The following is a 20,908-nucleotide window of genomic DNA, read 5'->3' on the forward strand; positions in this document are numbered from 1 at the left end:
CCTCGATGCTCCGCACCGACCACCCGGTGTCCTGCTCGCTCCGTGGGCAAAGCAGGCGCAGACCCAGCCACGCCAGCGCACCGCCTGAACACGCGCCGAGAACGAACATCAACAGCTCGCCCATTGCGCGCCTCACCCGCGAGCGGACCAGAAACCGGTGCGCCGCACACGCTTCGGCGGCGAGTCCGGGATCGGCCAATCGATATCGAGTAGCGAGGCGAACTCGCGCGCGGTGTACCCGAGTAGCGACACATCCGAGTGCATCCGCGCCCACCTCGGGTCGCCGATCCCCGGACGACTGTCCAACGCCTCCGCCGTCCGGATCGCGGCCACCGCGCATTCGGTCGACACCGTGCGACCGGGCAGCCACAGCATGGACCACCGATTCTGACCCACGTACCACGCTGTCCGCCGAATAGAGCTGCTCCCGGTCCCGACCCCCGACACGAGCTGCATCATCCTTGCCCCTCCGCTAGATGGTCGCCGCGCCGTTGTGACGACCGACACGGTGGAGGTTAGATCGAAGAACACCTCGTAGTCAAGCCATGATTTAAAGTGCATTGCCAGGCGAAATGACAACTGTAATATCCCTGGTTGATGTAGTGTTCTCACAACACGTTCACGATGAGAGGGGCCTGTATCGATGGCGCCGAGTTCGCCGGTGGTCGCAAGGTGGGAACTGTCGTATCGCACGCGTAAGCGGCGTGAAGAGCTGGGAATCACAAGCCCGCAGGTCGCGAAGGCGCTTCGGTTCTCGACAACGTATTGGCCGAAGATCGAGCGGGATCAGCGGATCTTGCCTGAGGACAAGCTGAAGAAGCTGCTACAGCTGCTCGAATTCTCCGATGATGAGCAAGCGGAGCTGATCGAACTGCGGACGTTGGCTCGACAGCGGGGCTGGTGGTCGGAGTACGAAGGCATCTTCCCAGAGGAGCAGCTCCGATTGTGGGGTATGGAGTACGGTGCCGAGGAAATCAGCGCGGTCGATGCGGTACTGGTTCCTGGCTTGCTTCAAACCGAGGAGTACGCGCGAGCCATCATCACTGCCGATACCGCGTTCATTCGGCAGATCGAAGTCCAGCAACGGGTCGAAGCCCGGATGCGGCGTCAGGAGCGGTTGTCGGATGCGGAGCCGCTTCGCCTGAATGTTGTTGTCAGCGAGGCTGTTTTGCGGCAGCAGACCGGTGGTCCTGGCGTACTACGGCGTCAATTGCTGCACATTGTCGACATGATCAATCGCTATCCGGCGACGATTGACTTCCGCGTCCTACCTTTCTCGAGCCGAACCGGAGCCATCGGCGGATGCTCGACAATCCACATCCTTGACTTTGCGCGTCCGCAGCTACCGACAGTCGGGTGGGCGGAGGTGCCGGGATATGGCGAACTAGTGGAGGACACCGGCCGCATTCGCGACATGTCATCGGTATTCGGCCACCTGCAACGCGAGTCGCTCAGCCCGGAGGGTTCGCTCGGTTTGCTCGAGAAATTGGCGGCCGAGCTGGATTCTGCGGGTGAGTAGGATCAGGTTCATGAACGCCAGGGTCACCCCACGGCTGCGTGGCTGGTTCAAGGCATCTGCCTCGAACCAGTCCTCAGCGTGCGTCGAAGTCCGATTCTCCGACGGCGAAGTGCTCGTCCGTGACAGCAAGCAGCGCTCAGACGCTGACAGTGGCCAGCCGATGGTCGTGATCCCGACGGCGTCATGGTCGAGGTTCCTGGATGCCGCCGTGCGGCGCGCGCCTGCCACAGTCGACGGCTTGGCACTTGCGCCGGCTCGCGACGGCGGTATGTCGGTCCGCGCTGCGGACGGCACCGTCCTCACCTACACCCCGGCCGAGTGGGACGCCTTTACCGCCGGCATCCAGGCCGGAGAGTTCACGCTGCTCGCCGCCGCCTGATCTGCGTACTCACACGTTGAAGGTCGTGGCCGAAACTCGGAACGATCGGCCACGACTCGGTCGGCGGGCGACAGCACGACTTCATCCGCAGCCCTGGCGGGCGCGGATGTACATCAGGCCGGCATGTCGGTCAGGCGGCGCAGGGTGAACGGCTCGGCGAGAATCTCCGCAAGAACCGCCGCCACGTGCTGGAAATGCGGCAGGGTGAAGTGGTGTTCCAGTGCCGCGGCATCGGTCCATTCCTCCGCGATTAGCACCCGGTCCGCGCGTGTGGGATCGACGTAGGGCTGATAGCCCAGGCCCCCTTCCTCGGCCAGCGATGGTGCGATCATCGCGATCAGCTGCGTCGCGCAGGCGTTGCTCCTGCCCGGGCCTGGCGATGATGGACAGCGTGTTCGACATGCGGGTGACTCCTGATCGATGAGGATGTGGATCGTCATGTCTGCCGCAGCGGACGTTGACCATGGTGTGGGTTCGTGACCACTCCACCCAGTGCTCGGTTCGGCCGGGGTCGGTCCTGCCTGGGTCTGGCAGGACCGGGCAGGGCGGGTCGACCGTCTGAGAATCTGAGGGCATGGACCGTGCACGACAGCTCAGCGAGTTCCTCAAAACCCGCCGCGCTCAGCTGCAACCCGATGAAGCCGGCGCCGCCAGTTCGGCGGCCAACGCCGGGTTCCCGGGCTTCGGCGTGAGGAGCTCGCTCTGCTGGCGGGGTGAGATGTCCGTTACATACTCCTCAAGGAAACGGCCGAACGGAAGCCAGCGACCGGTCCAGCCTTCGTTGCCGGAGGAGCCAAAGTGCTGCAGCCGCCGCCATATGCCCGCCTCGGTCCACCTCGTAAACCGGCGATGCGCAGTCGGCACACTCACCCTGGCTGACTGCGCCAGCATCCGACACGCACAACCACCGGTCCACCACCCCCGTGGACACCGCCCGCCCATCAGCCCGGGCGGTACCCACCGCCCTACCGACGGATCGCGAACTCAGCGGACTAGGGCAGTCCAAGGTCCGCAACTCGTCAGGCACCAGCCACAACGACATCGCATCGGTCACGACCAACAGCATGCGACCAGCCACTTCAGACACAACTCGAACAAACGCCACGACATGAGACGTGCTCTTAGGCCGGAGGGACAGCGCCATGAGCCGTGATTCTCATGCGTAAAAGGATCGATAGAACCATTATGTCTGCGTTATAGTTGAAGTTTCGAGCACATGTATTGAAGTAATTCGAGAGGAATCTGAGAGCCTGATGGTGAAACTCGGTGGTATGCGGTTCCGCACACCAATATCGACACAGGTGCATTCTAGCCTGCTGCGTTATAACTACCTTCCGGCTATGGGAAAGCGCCGCGACGAAATTCCGCCCTCTCTAAATTCGACAGCGCTAACTGTAAAAATTGCTCGTGAAGTGACTTCGCGGTGCGGGTCAGGGAACGGTATACGCAGGGACTTCGATGCTGTGCCATATGAGGCGACCAGGTTCAATTTGGTGGCTAGACAACTTTCCATTCCACACCCCCTGCCTTACGTGCACCTGGTCGATACAATCGCCCAGAATTGGGATTCGCTGAAATTCATATCCAAAAATAGTTATAGCCAATTTCGTCCCGCGAACCATGGAGACGGACGCTTGTTTGCGATGAACTACGGACAGCAGAAATCGCAGAACAATCTGTTTAATCGATGGATTCGATTCGGGGCCGAGTATCGGGTATCGGCCGATATAGCCAACTTCTATCCGGGTTTCTACACACACTCGATACCATGGGCGCTCGTCGGGCATCAGGTTGCCAAGCAAAATAGACAGCCAAGTCTTTGGTACAACGAATTGGACATGCGGTTTCGCAACTGTAATCGTGGGGAAACATTAGGGCTTCATGTGGGCCCCGGCACTTCTGCGCTGGGGGCTGAGATGGTCTTAAGTGCCGTCGACGAAACCTTGAAGAAATTGGGCTACAAGTATATTCGTTTTGTGGATGACTATGAATTCTACGCCAAGAACCGAGAAGAGGCCGAAGAGTTCATTCTTGATCTCTCTAAAGCGCTGTCATCCTTCGGGTTGAAGCTTAATGGGAGAAAGACGAGAGTCGAGCCTCTGCCTCTTCCTGACAAACCCGACTGGATGCGCACTCTCATACCGCAGATTCCGAGGCCCACTCACTTTTCTCGATTGGAGCCCTATCTTGAAGAAGCTCTGGAACTGGCTAAAACATCGCCCGACGGTAGCGTCTTAAAGTTCGCAATAGACGCAGTATTGCGAACGAAGGATATCGAGATCCGCGCGGATGAAATCCTCCCCTGCCTGTTTACGATCTGCTTCCATAGCCCAGGCTTGCTTCCGGAAGTAAGTCATATATTCGATATCAGCAACGCCGACGGTATCGATTATGCTGATGAACTGAATATGCTTCTTAAAAGACATGCTCGATTCAGGCGATCAGATGGTATGTCTTGGGTGCTTCACATCATGCGTTCGGAGGGAGTGAAAATAGAACAATCCGCGACTCAGGCTGTCATTGACTCGGCGGACTGCATTCCGATTCTCCTATTGCACCACCTTGGGCAGAGTAACGCCGTCGCAGCTGTTGAGAAGTATGCAAGAGACCTTCTGGCAGCGCCCGCAATCGGCTACGACATCGATAGGAGTTGGGTACTACTCTATGAACTATTTCGACAAGGGGTAATCGCTAATCCGTATGGAAATGACCCGAAAGATGTGGCAGCTAAAACTGCGTTCGATTTGTTAGTTCAACACAGGGTTAGTTTCCTCAGGTAACGCAACTGTTCTTGCGCCGCCTGACGCCGGTCGCTGTACTCGCCGGGGCGCTCGCGAGTAAGTAGGGAGCACCCACTGGTGGCGCGTGGACGGCTGGGTTCGACGAGTTGTGCGGGCGAGTGGCTGGACGTCTTCTGCGGTCGGAGCCGCGTCATCGGGCGCGGGCGTATTCGCGGGGTTTGCTGGCGCGGTTGGCAGGAAAGAACGGCTCCGCGCCGGAGTCCGCTAGTGATTCTCGAGATGCGCGTGGCCCGCAGGTAGAGAATGAGCACCGTGCACGGTCCATACGACAGTGGTTTGCGATGCGGGATCATGCCGGTCCGGTTGAAGATTCGCAGCTCAGACCATAGGGAGTTCGGAGGTTTCACCACTCACAGGAGTCAGCGTCGACTACTACACCCGCTTGGAGCAGGGCCGTGCCCGCAACATGTCACCGGACGTGCTCGACGCTGTCGCTCGCGCCCTCCAACTTGATGCCGACGCACGCGACCACCTGCACAATCTCGCCAAACCGCCGACGGGCCGCAAGCGGCCGAGCCGTCCGCAACAGGTCGGGCCGCGGATGCGGCAAGCGCTGACCGCGCTGGCGTCGGTGCCCGCCTACATCATCGGTCGCCGGCTCGACGTGCCGGCGTGGAACGAGCTGGCGCGGCTGTTGATCGCTGATTTCCCGGAGCTACCGGCCGCCGAACGCAATATGGCTCGCCTGGTCTTCCTCGACGAAACGGCACGAGATCTCTACCCCGACTGGGAAATCAAAGCCCGCGACACCGTTGCCAATTTGCGCTATGACGCCGGCCGCCATCCCGACGATCCCCAACTGGCCGGACTCGTCGGAGAACTCTCCTTGGCCAGCAGCGATTTCCGGCGTCTGTGGGCCGGCCACGACGTGCACGCGAAAACTCGCGGCCGCAAACGATTCCACCACCCTCGCATCGGCGAACTCGCGCTCGACTACGTCGCCATGCGCGCCCCCGACGACCCGGACATGACCATGATGATATACAGCGCGCCCGCCGAATCCGAGGCGGCCGCCTCGCTTCAACTGCTCGCCGCACTCACCGACCCCGCACCTGATTTGGCTGACCACCACACACTGAGCCAAAGCCGCCACCCGTCGACCTAGTGGGGCTCGTCGCGGTGGCGGGTCAGCTAGCCGAAGGCTCGTATCTGTCGCCAACGAATACCTGCCGCGGCAAAGTATGGGCGTTTACCTGCGGATACCAGCGGTGCTGCTGTTTGTATAGGTATAGTTCTTAAAACTGTACTTCTACAAACTGGAGCGGCATGGACAAACCGCTGGATATGTTCGACCGGGATCACGAGTGGGCGGCGCTGTCGCGTTTCGTCACCGACGGCCAGCCCGGTGCCACCCTCGGGGTGGTTTCCGGGCGGCGTCGGCAGGGCAAGACGTTCCTGCTCGAGGCGGTGACCAGGGCGGCCGGTGGGTTCTACTTCGGGGCGACGGAAGCGGCGGACGCCGAGTCATTGCGGCGGATCAGCCTGGCATTGACCGACCATATCCGTCCGGCGAGTCCGTTTCACTTCGCGCGCTGGGACGAGGTGATCGACACCCTTCTCGGCTTGGGGTCCGACCGGCCCGTCCCGGTCGTGATCGACGAGTTTCCGTATCTGGCAAAGGTCAATCCGGAACTGCCTTCGATCATCCAGGAAGCGTTCCGTCCGTTGCGAGAGCAGCGAACGACCTCACGGACCAGGCTGCTTCTGTGCGGCTCGGCATTGTCGTTCATGGGCAAGTTGTTGTCGGGCAGCGCGCCGCTGCGGGGGCGAGCGGGATTGGAACTGCTGGTACGTCCACTCGACTACCAGCTGGCGGCGGAGTTCTGGGGTATCACCGATCCGCACTTGGCGGTCCGGGTCAATGCGATCGTCGGCGGCACACCGGCCTACCGCAGAGAGTTCGCCCGCGGCGATGTCCCCGCCGACGCCGCCGACTTCGACTCGTGGGTCGAACGCACGGTGCTGAACCCGGAGACACCACTGTTCCGGGAGCCGCGCTATCTGCTGGCCGAGGAGCCGGACCTGCGTGACGCGGCACTGTATCTGTCGGTGCTCGGCGCGGTCGCCAATGGAAATGCGACGCGGGGCGGTATCGCCGGCTACCTCGAACGAAAGGCCGCAGATCTCACACACCCGATCAACGTTCTCGAAGATGTCGGCCTGCTACATCGGGATGCGGATGTGTTCCGGCAGAACAGATCCGCGTACCGGATTTCTGAGCCGCTGATCGGCTTCTATCACGCCATCATGCGACCGGTCTGGGATCAGTTGGAGCGTCCCGGTAGTGCGCGCCGCGTGTGGCAGGCAAGTCAACGTCGCTTCACCGCCAACGTGCTCGGCCCGCACTTCGAACAGATCTGCCGCGAATGGGCGCTGCACCACGCCGACCCGGAAGTGTTCGGGGGCTTGCCCGCACGAGTCGGCCACGGCATCGTCCCCGATGCCACTGGCCGGACCAGTCATGAGGTCGATGTCGCGGTCATCGGACTCGACGACGGAAGGAAGCCTCCGCTGCTCGCCATCGGCGAGGCGAAATGGAACGACACCATCGGACGTGCCCACATCGACCGGCTCCGGCACATCCGCAGCCTCATCGAACGCGCCGGCCGCTACGACACCAGCAACACTCGGCTGATTCTGTTCAGCGGCGCTGGATTCAACGACAACGCTGTGCAGGCAGCAGCGTCGGAGCCCGATATCTCCTTGATCGGGCTCGCCGACCTCTACGGGTAGATCAGCTGGTTCGATCAAGAATCCCGTCGGTGGTGAGGCGGCACCGGTGTGGAAGGCTGCCCACGGTCAGCTGGTGCTCACCCATTCGATACCGCGCGCAGTCCCGCTGCTGTGTCGGAGTCGGGGCGGTTTCTGGGCGAGGATGATGGCGCCGTCGGCGTTCGTGACGGATCTGGGTGTCGGCAGCCATGTCTTCGGCTAGCCGATCGCACGCGGGCCGTGCGCCGCGGCGATCGGTAGCGACAACTGATCGCGGAATTCGGGTGCGCCGTAGCCGATCCGGGCCAGGTATCGGCTCGGCGACGGGACCACGGCTCGTCGGGGACCTAGCCGACCGCACTCCTGTCGCCGTCGGGGGCAAACGCGGATGCGTGATCGGCCGCCCACTCCGCGAAAGTACGCGGCGCACGGCCGAGGACGCGGTGGACATCGTCGGTGACGACGGCATTGCGACCCTCGAGGACATAACGCTGACCGGCGAGTGCGCCGTCGACGTACTCGGCGGTCATACCGGCCTCCAGCATGTGTTGGCGGGCGGTGTCCTCCGGAAGATCGGCGACGGGCACCTCGCGGCCGAGCGCTGCACCGAGAATCGCAGCCTGATCCGGGACGCTGAGCAGTTCGGCGCCGGTGAGGGTGTAGGTGTGTCCGGCATGTCCCTCTGCCGTCAGAGCTTCGACGGCAACCGCTGCGATATCGCGTGGATCGATGATGCCTTGCGTGGCGGTCCCGGTGAGGTTCGGTGCCGGATGCCCGGCACGCAGGGCATCCAACCAGCGCAGTGTGTTGGAGGCAAAGGAGCTGGGGCGCAGGATCGTCCATTCCAGGCCGCTGTCGCGGACCGCCTGCTCGCCGGGCAGATGCCAGGTGCCGACCCGGCCGAGCGCGGGATCGCCCGTGCCTATCGCAGAGAGTTTCACGACGCGCTGCACCCCGGCCGAAACGGCGGTTGTGATGAGGGCGCGGTCGGTGTCGATATCGTCGGGGCCGAGGACGCTGACGAGGAAGACGGCTCGGGTTCCGGTCATAGCCGCGGCCATGGATGCGGGATCGGTGTAGTCGCCGCGCACCACCTCGATGCCGCTCGGGACGGTGGCGCGTTCGGGGTCGCGCGTCACCGCACGGACCTTGTCGCCACGTCCGGCCAGTTGCCGGAGGATCTCACTGCCGATGGTGCCGGTCGCGCCGGTTACGAGAATCATGCCGACCATCGTGGCGGTTCGATGACCGGGAGTTATAGGAATATTCGGCACACTCGCGGAGCTGAAATTGGGCCTATTGTGATCAGGTGATCACAGCCGAGACGCCCGCGCGCAACATCGACCTGCTGGAGTCGCGCGTGCCGGTGCCGGAGTCATTGCGGCCGTGGCTGACCGACCTGGGGCGAATTCCGACGGTCACCGACCTCCAGGGGGCGTTCGTCTACATCCCGCAGGCCATGACGTCGGTGGTGCTGCGTACCGAGGCCTTGGGGCGCACGGAGGCATTTGTGGTGGGGCCGCAGACTCGCGCGTCGTACTCGAAGGCCGACAAACCCGGCGACTGCCTGCGTATTCGACTGGCCCCTGGCACTGCCCGGCAGTTGCTCGGTGTTCGCGCTGCGGAACTCGCCGACGGCGTATTCCCCCTCGCCGATATGCCCGGAGCGGTAGGTGTTCTCGCCAACGAGTTGACACATAGACCGACAGCGGACATGTTGTCGTTCCTGGAAGAAGCTCTTCCGCAACATATTTCGGAAACCGAGACGCAGCGTTCCCATCGTCGACTGCTGCGGAACGCCGTCGACGCGATCGGTGCCGGTACAACCACGGCGATACCGGATCTCGCCGCGGAGCTCACGGTGAGCGAGCGCCAGCTACGTAATCTCTTTGCTACGGGTATCGGTGTGTCGCCCAAACACTTCGAGCGGATCTGCCGAGTGCGCGGCATTCTCGTGCGGGCTGGAACTACGCCATGGGCAGAAGTGGCCGCCACCGCCGGCTACTACGACCAATCACATCTGTCCGCCGACTTCCGGTCACTCATGGGTGTACCACCGGCCACCTTCTTCCGAGGCGAGCTGCCCGCGCCGACCGCTTGCAGGGGTCCTAACCGGTAACGTGGCCAGAAGAGCCGGTTTCCTGCTGGGTCAGGTCACAAGTGCGATCACGGAGGGCTGTCGGCGAGTATGTCGGTCAGCACTCGCGTGCCTTTGGCGACGTCGGTCGCGACATCCAGGTCGAGGTGCACTTCGAGATCCGCTTCGTCGGCCGCGCCATCGTGATGGGTGAGGCCGTCATCGGTAATGACATAGTGCAACGTCGTCTCGCCGATATGCACTGTGACCGTTCCCGTCGGAACCACTTCGGCGACGGCGCGTCCGAGCGGTAGTGCGAACCAGTGTGCGCGGACGGCGTCGGTGGTGCGACGCTCGCCGAGCAGCGGGGTGCCCCATACGGACAGCGCTTCCAGTACCGGCCGCAACCCCATACCGGCGGCGGTGAGTTCGTACAGGGCCGTCGTTGCGCGAGGACCCACCCGCCGGCGCGTGAGAATCCCCTCTCGTTCGAGCTCCTTCAGCCGCGCGGCCAGCACATCGGTGCTGATACCTGGCAGGTCGGCGAACAGATCGCTGTACCGGCGTGGCCCGGCGGTGAGTTCGCGGACCACCAGTAGCGCCCAGCGGTCGCCGACGACCTCGAGGGCCCGGCTCACAGCGCAATGGTGATCGTAGTTTCGGCGTGGCACCCTGCCACTCTAACCTCGGACTTGGAAAATCCAAGTGCTAACTTGGATTTTCCAAGTAGAGTTACGCCATCCACATCGAAAGAGGGCGTCCATGCAGGTCAAGCAGTCGAGCAAGTTGTCGGGAGTGTCGTACGAGATTCGCGGCCCGGTAGCCGAGCACGCCGCGCGACTGGAAGCCGAAGGGCATCACGTGGTGAAGCTCAATACCGGTAACCCGCTGCCGTTCGGATTCGAGGCACCCGAGGAGATCCTGCAGGACATCGTTCGGACCCTGCCGAATTCGAGCGGTTACTCCAGCTCGAAGGGCCTGCTCTCGGCTCGTCGCGCGGTGGTGCAGTACTACCAGACGCTCGGGCTGCCCGACGTCGATGTCGAGGAGGTGTTCCTCGGTAACGGCGTTTCCGAACTGATCATGATGGCCATGACAGCGTTGCTGGAAAACGGTGACGAAGTACTCGTCCCCGCACCGGATTTCCCGCTGTGGACCGCCGCGACCGCCCTCAACGGCGGCCGGGCCGTGCACTACATGTGCGACGAATCCGCCGACTGGTTCCCCGATGTCGCCGATATCGAGTCGAAGATCACCGAACGCACCCGCGCGATCGTCATCATCAACCCGAACAACCCCACCGGCGCGGTGTATTCGCAGGATGTGCTGCGCGACATCCTCGAAGTGGCCCGCCGCCACAACCTCATGGTGTTCTCCGACGAGATCTACGACAAGATCTACTACGACGGCGGCGCTCACACCGCGACGGCCGCCCTGGCCCCGGACCTGCTGTGCTTGACGTTCTCGGGTCTGTCCAAAGGCTATCGCTGCGCGGGCTTTCGCTCCGGCTGGATGGTGGTGTCGGGCCCGACCCAGCACGCCGCGAACTACCTGGAGGGCCTGACGATGCTCGCCGGTCTTCGCCTCTGCGCGAATGTCCCCGGCCAGCAGGTGATCCAGGCCGCCCTCGGCGGGCATCAGAGCATCTACGACCTCACTCTGCCCGGCGGACGCCTCCGCGAGCAGCGTGACCGCGCGTGGGAAGCGCTCAACGACATCCCCGGAATCTCCTGTGTGAAACCCAAAGGCGCGCTCTACGCGTTCCCCAAGATCGATCTCGAACTGTATCCGATCCACGACGATGAGAAGTTCGTGCTGGATCTACTGCTGCAGGAGAAGCTGCACATCGTGCAGGGCACCGGCTTCAATTGGCCGCGCCCCGACCACTTCCGCATCGTCACCCTGCCGCATGCCGACGATCTCGAAGCCATCATCGAACGGATCGGGCGCTTCCTGGCCACCTACCGGCAGTAGTGGTCGAGATGCCGTCCGTCGAGCCATCGCCGGCCGGATCCACGCGCGCGAGCCTGGTCCAGCCGGTCCAGCCTCGCTGGGCCAGCAGCTCGATCAGGCGACGGGCCGGCGGCCAGGTGTCGAATGCCAGAGTGTCCAACAGCTCGACCAATGCTGCCTCGATTGCGCCGCCGAGGTAGTCCTCGCCATGTTCATCCGCTATTTGGGTGATGTAGACGGTCATCGTGTCGGCGAGCTCGATCAGCTCCCGGTCGTCGGCGCGGTCGAGTGCCAGGCCGAGGATGCGATAGAAATCGATGAGCTGCGGGTCGTCGAGTTGTTTCTGCTTACGTGCCAGCCATTCCGGGACATGGTCGGGAGCGTGCGCGACGAGTGGGATCCAGCCGTCGCGCTCGAGCTCGACTATCCGCTCATCGATCCCGAGTGCCCGTAGCCGGTCGAGGAATTCGACTATTTCCTGGGGCAGAGCCAGGTTGTCCCCGGTGGTGAGGCGGGCGATCTGTTCGCGGTGCCGCTGCCGCCGGCTGATCTCATCCTGTAACCGCGTGTCGATATCGGCCACCGCCGCGGCGAATTCGTTCTCATCGGCCCGGAGCAGTTCTCGCACGCGTGCCAGTGGGACCCCGGACTGGGCGAGGATCTTGATTCTGATCAACTCGACCAGGGCGTTGGCGGGGTACCTGCGATAGCCGGAGTGGTCTCGCTCCGGCTCTGGCAACAGCCCTTTGGTGTGGTAGTGCCGCACCGCCCGCACCGTTACTCCGGCGTACGATGCCAGCTCGCCGATGGTCAGCATGGGTAAGTCTCCTCGAACACGGGTGCTGATGATGAGCCTCAGACGGCTGGATGTCCTCGCCCGCGGATGATCTCGGCGAGGGGGGAGGCATGCGTGACGACGAGTCCGTGGTCGGCGTCGAGCCAGGACACGGCAGTGCGTGGACGCTCGCGGGCCAGTCGCTCGATGCCTGCCCGCCAGTTCCGGTTGTACCGCCCGACGCGCTCGTCCTCGCTGTCACCTGCCATCGAAGCCGACATGATCATGCGGATCGGGCAGTCGATATCCCGGTACCGGTCGAGGATTCCGGATCGAATCACGTCCAGCTCGACGTTGATGTCGAGGATCTGTTGCACGGTCAGCAGCATCTGACGCGGAGTACCCCTGGCGGTCTCATGCACACTCACGAGTTCCTCCCACAGTTGGCGAAACCATGGCATGTCGGCCTCGGTGAGGAACGGTTCGGGCACTGGATTCGCGCCGTCGATGAGTACGAGTTCGGCGACGTCGTCGGGGTGTTCGGCGGCATAGTGCACGATCACATCCGCGCCGAGCGAGTGGCCGACGAGCACCGGCGCCGAGGGTAGGCCGTGCCGTCGGAGCTCCGCCATCACGGCGACGAAATCGCCGCGGAACGCCGTGAAGGAGTAGTGCGCCGCCCCCGACGAAAGGCCATGGCCGCGCAGGTCGAAAGTCAGTACGTCGAAATCGCGCCGTAACAGGTGGGTGAGCTCGTGCAGATCGACTTGTGTCGTCATGAGCCCGGGGCATAGGACCAGCGGTCGTCCTCGGCCGCCCCGAGATACCGGAATCGTGACTCCGTCATGGTGGACCGTGAACTGATCGGGTGTCGCCGTCATGCCGCCATACTGCGACCTTGCCCCTGCGTCATGGTCAACCACCGGGTGCCGCCGGTTCGCGAGATGCCACGGAGCGCGCACTACCGACTCGCCCACCGAGGTGCGGCTGTCTCGTGTCCAACGCCCATACGATCGAGCCATGAGCGAGCTGATCGCAGTCAGTGGGGCGACCGGGGCGATCGGCGGCCGGGTGGCGCGCAGGCTGGCTTCCGTGGGAATCGAGCAGCGGTTGCTCGGCCGTAATGCCGCACGGGCGCCGCAGCTTCCCGGTGCGCATTTCGCGGTGGCCGATTACGCCGATCCCGCGAGTGTGCGCACGGCACTCGCCGGTGTCGGCACCTTTTTGTTCGTCTCGGCCACCGAAACGCGCGATCGCGCCGACCGGCAGCGGGCCGTGGTTGCCGCCGCCGTCGCCGCGGGGGTGCGCCGCATCGTCTACGTCTCCTTCGTCGGCGCAGCACCCGATTGCACCTTCACCTTCGGACGTGATCACTGGTGGACCGAACAGGAAATCCGCGCCTGCGGCCTGGAGTTCACCTTCCTGCGAGACAACTTCTATCAGGACATGCTGCCCCTGCTCGCCGGCGAAGACGGCGTCATCCGTGGCCCCGCCGGTGACGGGCGGATCGGCGCCGTTGCTCGCGACGATGTCGCCGACGTCGCGGTCGCCGTCCTCACCGGCGCCGAACACGACAGCCACACCTACGATGTCACGGGACCCCGGGCCTTCACGCTCACCGAAGCTGCCGCCATGATCAGCGACGCCACCGGCCGTTCTATCACCTATCACCCCGAATCACTCGACGAGGCGTATGCGAGCCGTGCCGAATACGGTGCCGAGGAGTGGGAACTAACCGGCTGGGTGAGCTCCTATCAGGCGATGGCCACCGGCGAACTCGACGTCGTCACCGATACGGTGTCGAGGCTCACCGGCCATCCCGCCAAGGACTTCACCGAACTGCTGGCCGAAACGACGTAGTGACGGCGACGAAGCGCGACGACTGAGGAGGCCGGAGTGCCGACGACCCGCATGCCCGCGGCGTTCCTGGGACACGGCAATCCCATGAACGCCATCGAACGCAACCGCTACACCGAGGCGTGGCGCGCCTTCGGCGCTTCGGTTCCGCGTCCACGCGCGATCCTGGTGATCTCCGCGCACTGGTACATCAATGCCACCGCGGTCACCGCGATGCCGCATCCGCGCACCATCCACGATTTCTATGGCTTTCCACCCGAACTGTTCGAGGTGCAATACCCGGCGCCGGGCCTGCCCGCGCTGGCCGATCAGGTCGCCGACGTCGCTGAACCGCATTGGGTCGGCTGCGATGCCGACAGCTGGGGTATCGATCACGGCACCTGGTCTGTGCTGGTTCACGCCTTCCCGGACGCCTCGATCCCGGTCGTCCAGCTCTCCCTGAATGCCTACAAGGACCTCGACTACCACCTGGATCTGGGCCGCAAGCTGGCGCCGCTGCGCGATGACGGCGTGCTCATCGTCGGCAGCGGCAATATCGTGCACAATCTGCGTGCCATCGATATGGGCCTGCCCGACAGCGGCTACGACTGGGCATTGCGGTTCGACGACGACGCCCGCGATGTCCTGACCAGCTCTCCCACCGAGGTCGCCGCACTGGACCGGCACCCGGATTTCGCCGCCGCCGTACCGACCCCCGACCACTATTTGCCGCTGCTCTACATCGCGGGCCTTGCCGGTGACGAGCCGCTCACACCGCTGGTACAGGGCCACGCGAGCGGATCGATCTCCATGGCCGCCTACGCGCTGGACGCGAGCTGCCCGGACAACGCGGCCGATATGCCTGGCGCACCGGATCTACCCACCGACGTGCCCGCCACCGACAGCAATATGTAGCCCTCCGGGTTGCTCTCGGATAGCCACGCGGCGGCAGTGAACCGCGTAAGCTTGCGCCCAGTTGCCCAAGCGCTGGCACAGGTGGGCGAAAACATACCGATCGCGGTCGCCGAGAGTTTCCCGCCGTGTGGGTGGGTGCCGTCGAGACCAGCGATCGCCGTAGGGGAGCGCCCCGCTTTCGTCCCATAACCGGTGACTTCCGTTCCGGCAGCACATATCCGAACGCGCGAGTCGAAAGGAGCGTCACGTTGTGAAGCAGGCGCCGTCGGGGCCCGCCGGCGCTGGTGACCGCAGTCGGTAACGCCGAGATGGGATGTGACAATGACCGAGTCCTGGCCCAGTTCGATGAGTTCCTTCGACGACATCTTCCAGCGGTTCTTCGGACCCGGAATGTCGGAACGGCCACCGGTGCAGCGCACCGATCTCGGCCGGTTGCTCAGCGACAACGCCAAACAACTCGTCGCCACCGCGCAAGCCGCGGCCAAGGACTGGAGAAGTCCGGAGATCACACCCGAACACCTGCTCTACGCGGCGACCCTGGTCGAACCCACCCGCGGCATTCTCGCCGAACTCGGCCACGATCCGGACGAACTCGGCATGAAGATGCGCGAAGTCGTCCCGGGACGCGGCGCGAGCAACGGCAACGGCACGCTCGCGCTGAGCCCGTCGGCCAAACGGGCCATGCGCAACGCCCAGCGCAGCGCCGCCGATGCGGGCAGCAGCTACATCGGACCCGAACACATCCTGCTCGGTATCGCCGAACTCGATACGCCCGCGGCGCAGGCCATGGCGGGCACACAGCTGCCGGGCAGCGACGGCCAACGCAAGGACAGCGATACGCCGACCCTCGACGAATACGGTCGCGATCTCACCGCCGAGGCGCGGGCGGGCAAGGTGGACCCGGTGGTCGGGCGCGCCGAGGAGATCGAGCAGACCGTGGAGATCCTGTCCCGGCGGCGCAAGAACAATCCGGTGCTCATCGGTGACCCAGGCGTCGGCAAGACCGCCATCGTGGAGGGTTTGGCGCAGCGGATCGTCAACGGAGATGTGCCGAGCACGCTCGCTGACCGTCGCGTCGTCGCGCTCGACGTCGGTTCCCTGGTCGCCGGCAGCAAATACCGTGGCGAGTTCGAGGAGCGGCTGACCAAGATCCTCGATGAAGTGCGTGCCCACTCCGACGAACTGGTGGTGTTCATCGATGAACTGCACACCATCGTCGGCGCCGGCGCCGGGTCGGAAGGTTCGATGGACGCGGGCAATCTGCTCAAACCGGCGCTGGCCCGCGGAGAACTGCACGCCATCGGCGCCACCACCATCGACGAGTACCGCCGTCATATCGAAAAGGACGCCGCCCTGGAACGCCGTTTCCAGCCGGTGATGGTGCCGGAGCCCTCGGTGGCCGACACCATCGAGATCCTGCGCGGGCTCGTCGACGTCTACGAAGAGCACCACCAGGTGCACTACACCGACGAATCACTGGTTGCCGCCGCGGAACTGTCGGACCGCTACCTCACCGACCGGTTCATGCCCGACAAGGCCATCGACCTGATCGATCAGGCAGGCGCGCGGGTGCGATTGCGGACTCGGACACCCGGCCCCGATGTGCGCGAACGCGAGGAGGAAGTGGCGCGCCTGCGGCGGGAGAAAGACGCCGCGGTCGCTGCCGAGGACTATGAGAAGGCCAAGGAGCTCAAGTCCGAGATCGCTGTCGCCGAAGAACAACTCGACGATGCGGGCACAACGGAGGCGCCCGAGGTAACCCTCACCGATATCGCCGAGGTCATCTCCCGGCAGACCGGTATCCCGGTGGCCGATCTCACTACCGAGGAGCGTCAGCGTCTGCTCCAACTGGAGGATGTGCTGCACAAACGGGTGATCGGCCAGGACGAGGCGATCGTCGCGGTCGCCGAAGCAGTGCGCCGGGCGCGGGCAGGGCTCAAGGACCCGAACCGGCCGATCGGTTCGTTCCTATTCCTCGGCCCCACCGGCGTCGGTAAGACCGAACTGGCAAAAGCGCTGGCCGAGGCGGTGTTCGGAGACGAGGACCGGCTCATCCGCTTCGATATGAGCGAGTTCCAGGAGAAGCACACCGTATCCCGTTTGGTCGGCGCCCCTCCCGGATATGTGGGCTACGACGACGCCGCCCAGCTCACCGACAAGGTGCGCCGCCAGCCGTATTCGGTGATCCTGTTCGACGAGATCGAGAAGGCGCACCCGGATGTGTTCAACGTGCTGCTGCAACTGCTCGACGACGGCCGGGTCACCGATTCCAAGGGCCGCACAGTGGACTTCAAGAACACGATTGTCATCATGACCAGCAATATCGGCTCCGATCTGATCCTGTCCGCACCCGAAGGGGATCTGGACTCGATCACCCCGAAGCTGACCGAGCGCCTGCGCTCACATTTCCGTCCGGAATTCCTCAACCGCATCGACGACACCATCGTCTTCCACCGCCTCGACCAGCAGCAGATCCACCGCATCGTCGATCTGGTGCTCGACGCCACCCGCCGCCTGCTGCGAGCTCAGGACATCGAACTCGACGTCGCCGAACCTGCGGTCGACTGGCTGGCCGAGCACGGTTACCAACCCGAATTCGGTGCCCGTCCGCTGCGCCGCACGGTGCAGAAAGAAGTCGACAACAAGCTGTCACGACTGCTGCTCGACGGCGACGTGAAATCCGGCGACACCGTGCGCCTGGACGCCGACAGCAACGGACTGCAATTGGCGGCGGTGGAGCGTCGCGGGGCGACAACTGTGGAGGCCGCCCCGTGACGGAGGAAGAATCGGAAGTTCAGTTACCGCACCTCGCCTGCTGGTAGAGAACCGACAATGCGTCGTCGATGGGGTGGGGCTGCGGTGTCCCGGTAGCGTCCAGCGTGTTCCACCGCACGAGGTTCATCGCCACCGTCATCTGCCGCTTACCGTCGGCGCGGGTCCACGACCACGTCAAAGCTCCGAACACCGTGCCGCCGTGGCCCCAGAAGGTGCCGCAACCCGGGAGCTCGGTCCGGTGCAGGCCGAGGCCGTAATCGATGGTCTGCCCGTCCTGAGCGATGACCGCAACCGTGTCCTGCATCTGCTGATGAGGCGGCGGGTGACTCGGGGTGCGAGCAAGGCGTCACCGGCGGCGATCACCCGGATGGCGTGCAGGAGCTCGGCGGGGCCCGCATCCTTGAGCAGGAACCCGCTCGCGCCCGCTTCCAGGGCGTCGAAGACGTTGTCTTCGGTGTCGTAGGTGGTCAGGATCAGGACCCTGACCTGCTCCAGCCCGCTGGTCTCGGCGATCCGACCGGTGGTGCGTATCCCGTCCACCCGCGGCATGCGGATGTCCATCAGGACTACATCAGGACGGGTGGTGCGGGCCAGTTCGACTGCTTCGGCACCGTTGGTCGCCTCACCGACGACGGTGATGTCGTCTTCCAGGTCGAGCAGGACTTTGAAGCCGGATCGGACCAGACGTTCGTCGTCGGCGAGCAGCACCCTGATCGGCGGCGTCGGGTTCACAGACACGACCCCGCGGGGGCGGGTGGCAGGCGGGCGATGACCTCGAAACCGCCACCGGGACGCGACTTCGCGTCGAGGTCGCCGCCGAGCAATTGACAGCGTTCGCGCATCCCGACGATTCCGCGGCCGGTCGTGGCCGGGCTGCCTGCGCCGGCCAGCAGCGCGGTGGTGTCGCGTCGGCCCTCATCGGTTACCCATATCTGCAGGTCGTCGAGCCCGGAGTGGATCGCTACGGCCACTCGGGTCGGGCCGACGTGGCGGATGACGTTGGTGATCGATTCCTGCACGATGCGGTAGGCGGCGCTGCCGACCACGCTCGGCAGCGACGGCACCGGCGACATCTGCTCGATATCGATATCGAGCCCGGCGTCGCGGGCCTTGTCGGTGAGGTCACGAATCTGCTCGAGACCGGGATGAGGTGCACGCTCGTCGCCATCGCGCAGCACACCGAGGATGGCGCGCATCTCGCGTAGTGCACGCGCACTCGTCTGCTCGATGGTGTGCAGTGCTTCGCGGGCCTGCTCGGGCCGCTTGTCGAGTACATGTGCGGTGACACCGGATTGCACATTGATGATGGCGATGGCGTGGGCGACGGTGTCGTGCACTTCGCGGGCGATGCGCAGTCGTTCGGCGTCGACCCGGGCCCTGGCCTCCTCGTCTCGGGATCGTTCCGCGAGTTCCGCCCGCTCCTGCGCATCGGCGGCGATGACCCGGCGGGATCGAACGGACTCGCCGAGCGCCGCGCTGATCACCGACCCGCCGATTCGGAAGAACACCCAGCCGATGGCCACCCGCGGCTCGATATCGGCTGCCGCGATGAGCCAGCCGATACCGAGAACCGTGGTCCCCGCACCCACGATCATCAGCGATCGGCGACCGTCACCGTAAGCCGTGAGGGTGTACAGCGCTACGAAAAGTCCGAGGTAGGAGAGTCGATCGGGAAAGTCGAGGCCGAAATAGATGAGGCTTGTCACCGCGGTGATCGTGAACACCAGCACCGGCCGCCGGCGACGGGCGACGATGACCACGCCACTCACGATCAACAAGGCGTACCCGAACGCCGACACCGGCGCCGAGACCGGCGCGAGCGGCACCGGGATCGTGGCACTTTGCACCTGCACAGCGGTGACGAACAGCGCCTAGCAGAACATCCGGCAACCAGGCGGGCCGCCGCGATATGCGGGCGGACAGCTGTCGTGACATCGCCCGCCGAACCATGCCGTGACAGTACGGCATTCGGCGGACAGTCGGCGGGCGCACTCGGCGTCGGTAGCCTGTCGGGGACGCATTGACGACCAACGACAAGGAGTTCTCGCCTTGGAGGAAGTACTACGGCCGCTCATCGTCTTCTGCGGGACCATCGCGCTCACCGTGGTAGCCGGTCTGCTCTTCGATCGGCTGATGCGCTTCTACGCGCGCAAACGCCCGGACACCCGGCTGCCGCTGTTGCTGCGCCGGGTGCGGTTACCGCTTCAAGTATTGCTGGGCGCGGTGGCGTTGCACGCGACCTACCCGCTGGCCGAGCTGGACCTGCGCCAGGACGCGGTGATCCGCAACGTGCTGGCCACGATGGCGATCATGGCGGCGGTATGGCTGGTGATCAGGGCCGCCGACGCCGTCGCGGACAACACTCTCAGCGCCTATGCGCAGCGCACCCGTGATGTTGCGCGAGTGCGGCAGTTGCGAACTCAGCTCGGGCTGGTGCGCCGCATCGTCACCTCTGTGCTTGTGGTGACCACGGCCGCGGTGGCGATCTTGCTGCTGTTCCCCGGCCTACGGACGCTCGGGACCTCGCTGCTGGCTTCGGCAGGCGTGATCGGCATCATCGCCGGTGTGGCCGCGCAATCGACATTGAGCAATTTGATGGCCGGACTACAGATCGCCTTCGGTGATTCGGTCAAGATCGGCGACACCGTTGTGGTGGAAGGAGAGATGGGCACGGTCGAGGAGATCACCCTCGCGTTCCTGACGGTGCGGATCTGGGACGACCGCAGGCTGACGATGCCGGTGTCGTATTTCAACAGCAAGCCCTATGAGAACTGGTCGCGCGGCGGTTCGGAGCTCACCGGCACCGTGTACCTGCATCTCGATCACAGCACACCGGTGCCACTGCTGCGTGAACATCTGCACGGATACTTGCGGGAGCGGTCGGACTGGGACGGACGGTCGTGGAATCTCCTGGTCACCGACAGCACACCGACCAATATCGTGGTGCGGGCGGCGATGTCGGCCGCCGACTCCGATGATGTATGGACGCTGCGCTGCGCGGTCCGCGAGGAACTGCTGAACTGGCTCGGCCGCAACCACCCATATGCACTGCCGAAGATCTCGACCGCCATCGCCGGTGCGGATGATGACCGGTCATTGGCATTGGTGGGTGCCGGCGGAGCGTTCGGCGGGCCAGGCGGTGAGGACACCAACTACCGGAGTTGAC

At 64.2% G+C, this 20,908-nt stretch carries 20 protein-coding genes and 1 pseudogene; 12 read left to right on the forward strand and 9 right to left on the reverse strand.

Annotated elements, in window-relative coordinates; genetic code table 11:
• Window positions 1-132: 132 nt before the first annotated feature.
• Window positions 133-375 (reverse strand): hypothetical protein, encoded by a 243-nt coding sequence (locus GV792_RS20550; RefSeq protein ID WP_163825908.1) that lies wholly within the window; start codon window positions 373-375, stop codon window positions 133-135.
• A 268-nt stretch (window positions 376-643) separates the two neighbouring features.
• Between GV792_RS20550 and GV792_RS30380 the strand changes: the two are divergent.
• The 3 genes and pseudogenes from GV792_RS30380 to GV792_RS20560 form a co-directional block, all read left to right on the forward strand.
• Window positions 644-853, forward strand: a pseudogene (locus tag GV792_RS30380) (helix-turn-helix domain-containing protein); the annotation flags it as partial.
• A gap of 99 nt (window positions 854-952) precedes the next feature.
• A complete protein-coding gene (locus GV792_RS29750) occupies window positions 953-1,519 on the forward strand; it encodes a DUF5753 domain-containing protein (protein WP_256668230.1) in 567 nt (188 codons plus the stop codon).
• 10 nt (window positions 1,520-1,529) lie between these two features.
• The gene (locus tag GV792_RS20560; protein WP_163825910.1) at window positions 1,530-1,898 is read left to right on the forward strand and encodes a DUF397 domain-containing protein; all 369 of its coding nucleotides are present in this window, start codon (window positions 1,530-1,532) and stop codon (window positions 1,896-1,898) included.
• 113 nt (window positions 1,899-2,011) lie between these two features.
• Here GV792_RS20560 and GV792_RS20565 read toward each other — a convergent pair whose 3' ends face one another.
• On the reverse strand, window positions 2,012-2,338 hold the full coding sequence (locus GV792_RS20565) for a putative quinol monooxygenase (RefSeq protein WP_163825911.1): 327 nt from the start codon (window positions 2,336-2,338) through the stop codon (window positions 2,012-2,014).
• Between the two features lie 813 nt (window positions 2,339-3,151).
• On the opposite strand from GV792_RS20565, the gene drt4 reads away from it, so the two are divergent.
• The 3 genes from drt4 to GV792_RS20580 all read left to right on the forward strand — a co-directional run bounded on the left by drt4 (window position 3,152) and on the right by GV792_RS20580 (window position 7,432).
• Window positions 3,152-4,678, forward strand: coding sequence for an antiviral reverse transcriptase Drt4 (gene drt4 / locus GV792_RS20570; protein ID WP_163825912.1), 1,527 nt, complete (start codon window positions 3,152-3,154; stop codon window positions 4,676-4,678).
• 346 nt (window positions 4,679-5,024) lie between these two features.
• Window positions 5,025-5,804, forward strand: coding sequence for a helix-turn-helix transcriptional regulator (locus GV792_RS20575; RefSeq protein WP_309139137.1), 780 nt, complete (start codon window positions 5,025-5,027; stop codon window positions 5,802-5,804).
• A gap of 161 nt (window positions 5,805-5,965) precedes the next feature.
• The gene (locus tag GV792_RS20580) at window positions 5,966-7,432 is read left to right on the forward strand and encodes an AAA family ATPase (protein WP_163825914.1); all 1,467 of its coding nucleotides are present in this window, start codon (window positions 5,966-5,968) and stop codon (window positions 7,430-7,432) included.
• A gap of 326 nt (window positions 7,433-7,758) precedes the next feature.
• Here the strand turns inward: GV792_RS20580 and GV792_RS20585 are convergent, their stop codons facing one another.
• Window positions 7,759-8,634 (reverse strand): SDR family oxidoreductase, encoded by an 876-nt coding sequence (locus GV792_RS20585; RefSeq protein WP_163825915.1) that lies wholly within the window; start codon window positions 8,632-8,634, stop codon window positions 7,759-7,761.
• 86 nt (window positions 8,635-8,720) lie between these two features.
• Here GV792_RS20585 and GV792_RS30245 point away from each other — a divergent pair, with 86 nt between their 5' ends.
• Complete coding sequence (locus GV792_RS30245; protein ID WP_163825916.1) at window positions 8,721-9,530, forward strand: AraC family transcriptional regulator; 810 nt, start codon at window positions 8,721-8,723, stop codon at window positions 9,528-9,530.
• A 47-nt stretch (window positions 9,531-9,577) separates the two neighbouring features.
• On the opposite strand, the gene GV792_RS20595 is transcribed toward GV792_RS30245, so the two are convergent.
• A complete protein-coding gene (locus tag GV792_RS20595; protein WP_309139134.1) occupies window positions 9,578-10,126 on the reverse strand; it encodes a winged helix-turn-helix transcriptional regulator in 549 nt (182 codons plus the stop codon).
• 124 nt (window positions 10,127-10,250) lie between these two features.
• Between GV792_RS20595 and GV792_RS20600 the strand changes: the two genes are divergently transcribed.
• A complete protein-coding gene (locus tag GV792_RS20600) occupies window positions 10,251-11,462 on the forward strand; it encodes a pyridoxal phosphate-dependent aminotransferase (RefSeq protein ID WP_163825918.1) in 1,212 nt (403 codons plus the stop codon).
• Here the strand turns inward: GV792_RS20600 and GV792_RS20605 are convergent.
• Together GV792_RS20605 and GV792_RS20610 are read right to left on the reverse strand one after the other, a co-directional pair.
• Window positions 11,419-12,258 carry a MerR family transcriptional regulator gene (locus GV792_RS20605; protein WP_163825919.1) on the reverse strand — a complete coding sequence of 280 codons (840 nt, stop codon included), beginning with the start codon at window positions 12,256-12,258 and terminating at the stop codon, window positions 11,419-11,421. The genes GV792_RS20600 and GV792_RS20605 overlap by 44 nt on opposite strands.
• A gap of 38 nt (window positions 12,259-12,296) precedes the next feature.
• Window positions 12,297-13,097: an alpha/beta fold hydrolase gene (locus GV792_RS20610; protein WP_163825920.1), complete on the reverse strand. Its 801-nt coding sequence runs from the start codon at window positions 13,095-13,097 to the stop codon at window positions 12,297-12,299.
• Between the two features lie 139 nt (window positions 13,098-13,236).
• Between GV792_RS20610 and GV792_RS20615 the strand changes: the two genes are divergently transcribed.
• The 3 genes from GV792_RS20615 (at window position 13,237) to GV792_RS20625 (ending at window position 17,742) form a co-directional block, all read left to right on the forward strand.
• The gene (locus GV792_RS20615) at window positions 13,237-14,076 is read left to right on the forward strand and encodes an NAD(P)H-binding protein (RefSeq protein ID WP_163825921.1); all 840 of its coding nucleotides are present in this window, start codon (window positions 13,237-13,239) and stop codon (window positions 14,074-14,076) included.
• A 51-nt stretch (window positions 14,077-14,127) separates the two neighbouring features.
• Window positions 14,128-14,967 carry a 4,5-DOPA-extradiol-dioxygenase gene (ygiD, locus tag GV792_RS20620; RefSeq protein ID WP_163825959.1) on the forward strand — a complete coding sequence of 280 codons (840 nt, stop codon included), beginning with the start codon at window positions 14,128-14,130 and terminating at the stop codon, window positions 14,965-14,967.
• Between the two features lie 321 nt (window positions 14,968-15,288).
• Window positions 15,289-17,742 (forward strand): ATP-dependent Clp protease ATP-binding subunit, encoded by a 2,454-nt coding sequence (locus tag GV792_RS20625; protein ID WP_163825922.1) that lies wholly within the window; start codon window positions 15,289-15,291, stop codon window positions 17,740-17,742.
• A 19-nt stretch (window positions 17,743-17,761) separates the two neighbouring features.
• On the opposite strand, the gene GV792_RS20630 is transcribed toward GV792_RS20625, so the two are convergent.
• The 3 genes from GV792_RS20630 to GV792_RS20640 are packed head-to-tail and all read right to left on the reverse strand — an operon-like array spanning window position 17,762 to window position 19,595.
• Window positions 17,762-17,920, reverse strand: coding sequence for a hypothetical protein (locus GV792_RS20630; protein WP_163825923.1), 159 nt, complete (start codon window positions 17,918-17,920; stop codon window positions 17,762-17,764).
• Window positions 17,917-18,474, reverse strand: a complete 558-nt coding sequence (locus GV792_RS20635; protein ID WP_163825924.1) for a response regulator — start codon at window positions 18,472-18,474, stop codon at window positions 17,917-17,919. Before GV792_RS20635 ends, GV792_RS20630 begins: the two co-directional genes overlap by 4 nt.
• Window positions 18,471-19,595, reverse strand: a complete 1,125-nt coding sequence (locus GV792_RS20640; protein WP_309139135.1) for a sensor histidine kinase — start codon at window positions 19,593-19,595, stop codon at window positions 18,471-18,473. Before GV792_RS20640 ends, GV792_RS20635 begins: the two co-directional genes overlap by 4 nt.
• Window positions 19,596-19,791: 196 nt before the next feature.
• Here GV792_RS20640 and GV792_RS20645 point away from each other — a divergent pair, with 196 nt between their 5' ends.
• Window positions 19,792-20,907 carry a mechanosensitive ion channel family protein gene (locus tag GV792_RS20645; protein ID WP_163825925.1) on the forward strand — a complete coding sequence of 372 codons (1,116 nt, stop codon included), beginning with the start codon at window positions 19,792-19,794 and terminating at the stop codon, window positions 20,905-20,907.
• Window position 20,908: the final 1 nt, after the last annotated feature.

Origin of the sequence: Nocardia cyriacigeorgica (assembly GCF_010868145.1) — a bacterium.
In the GTDB taxonomy this organism is placed as follows: Bacteria; Actinomycetota; Actinomycetes; order Mycobacteriales; family Mycobacteriaceae; genus Nocardia; species Nocardia cyriacigeorgica_D.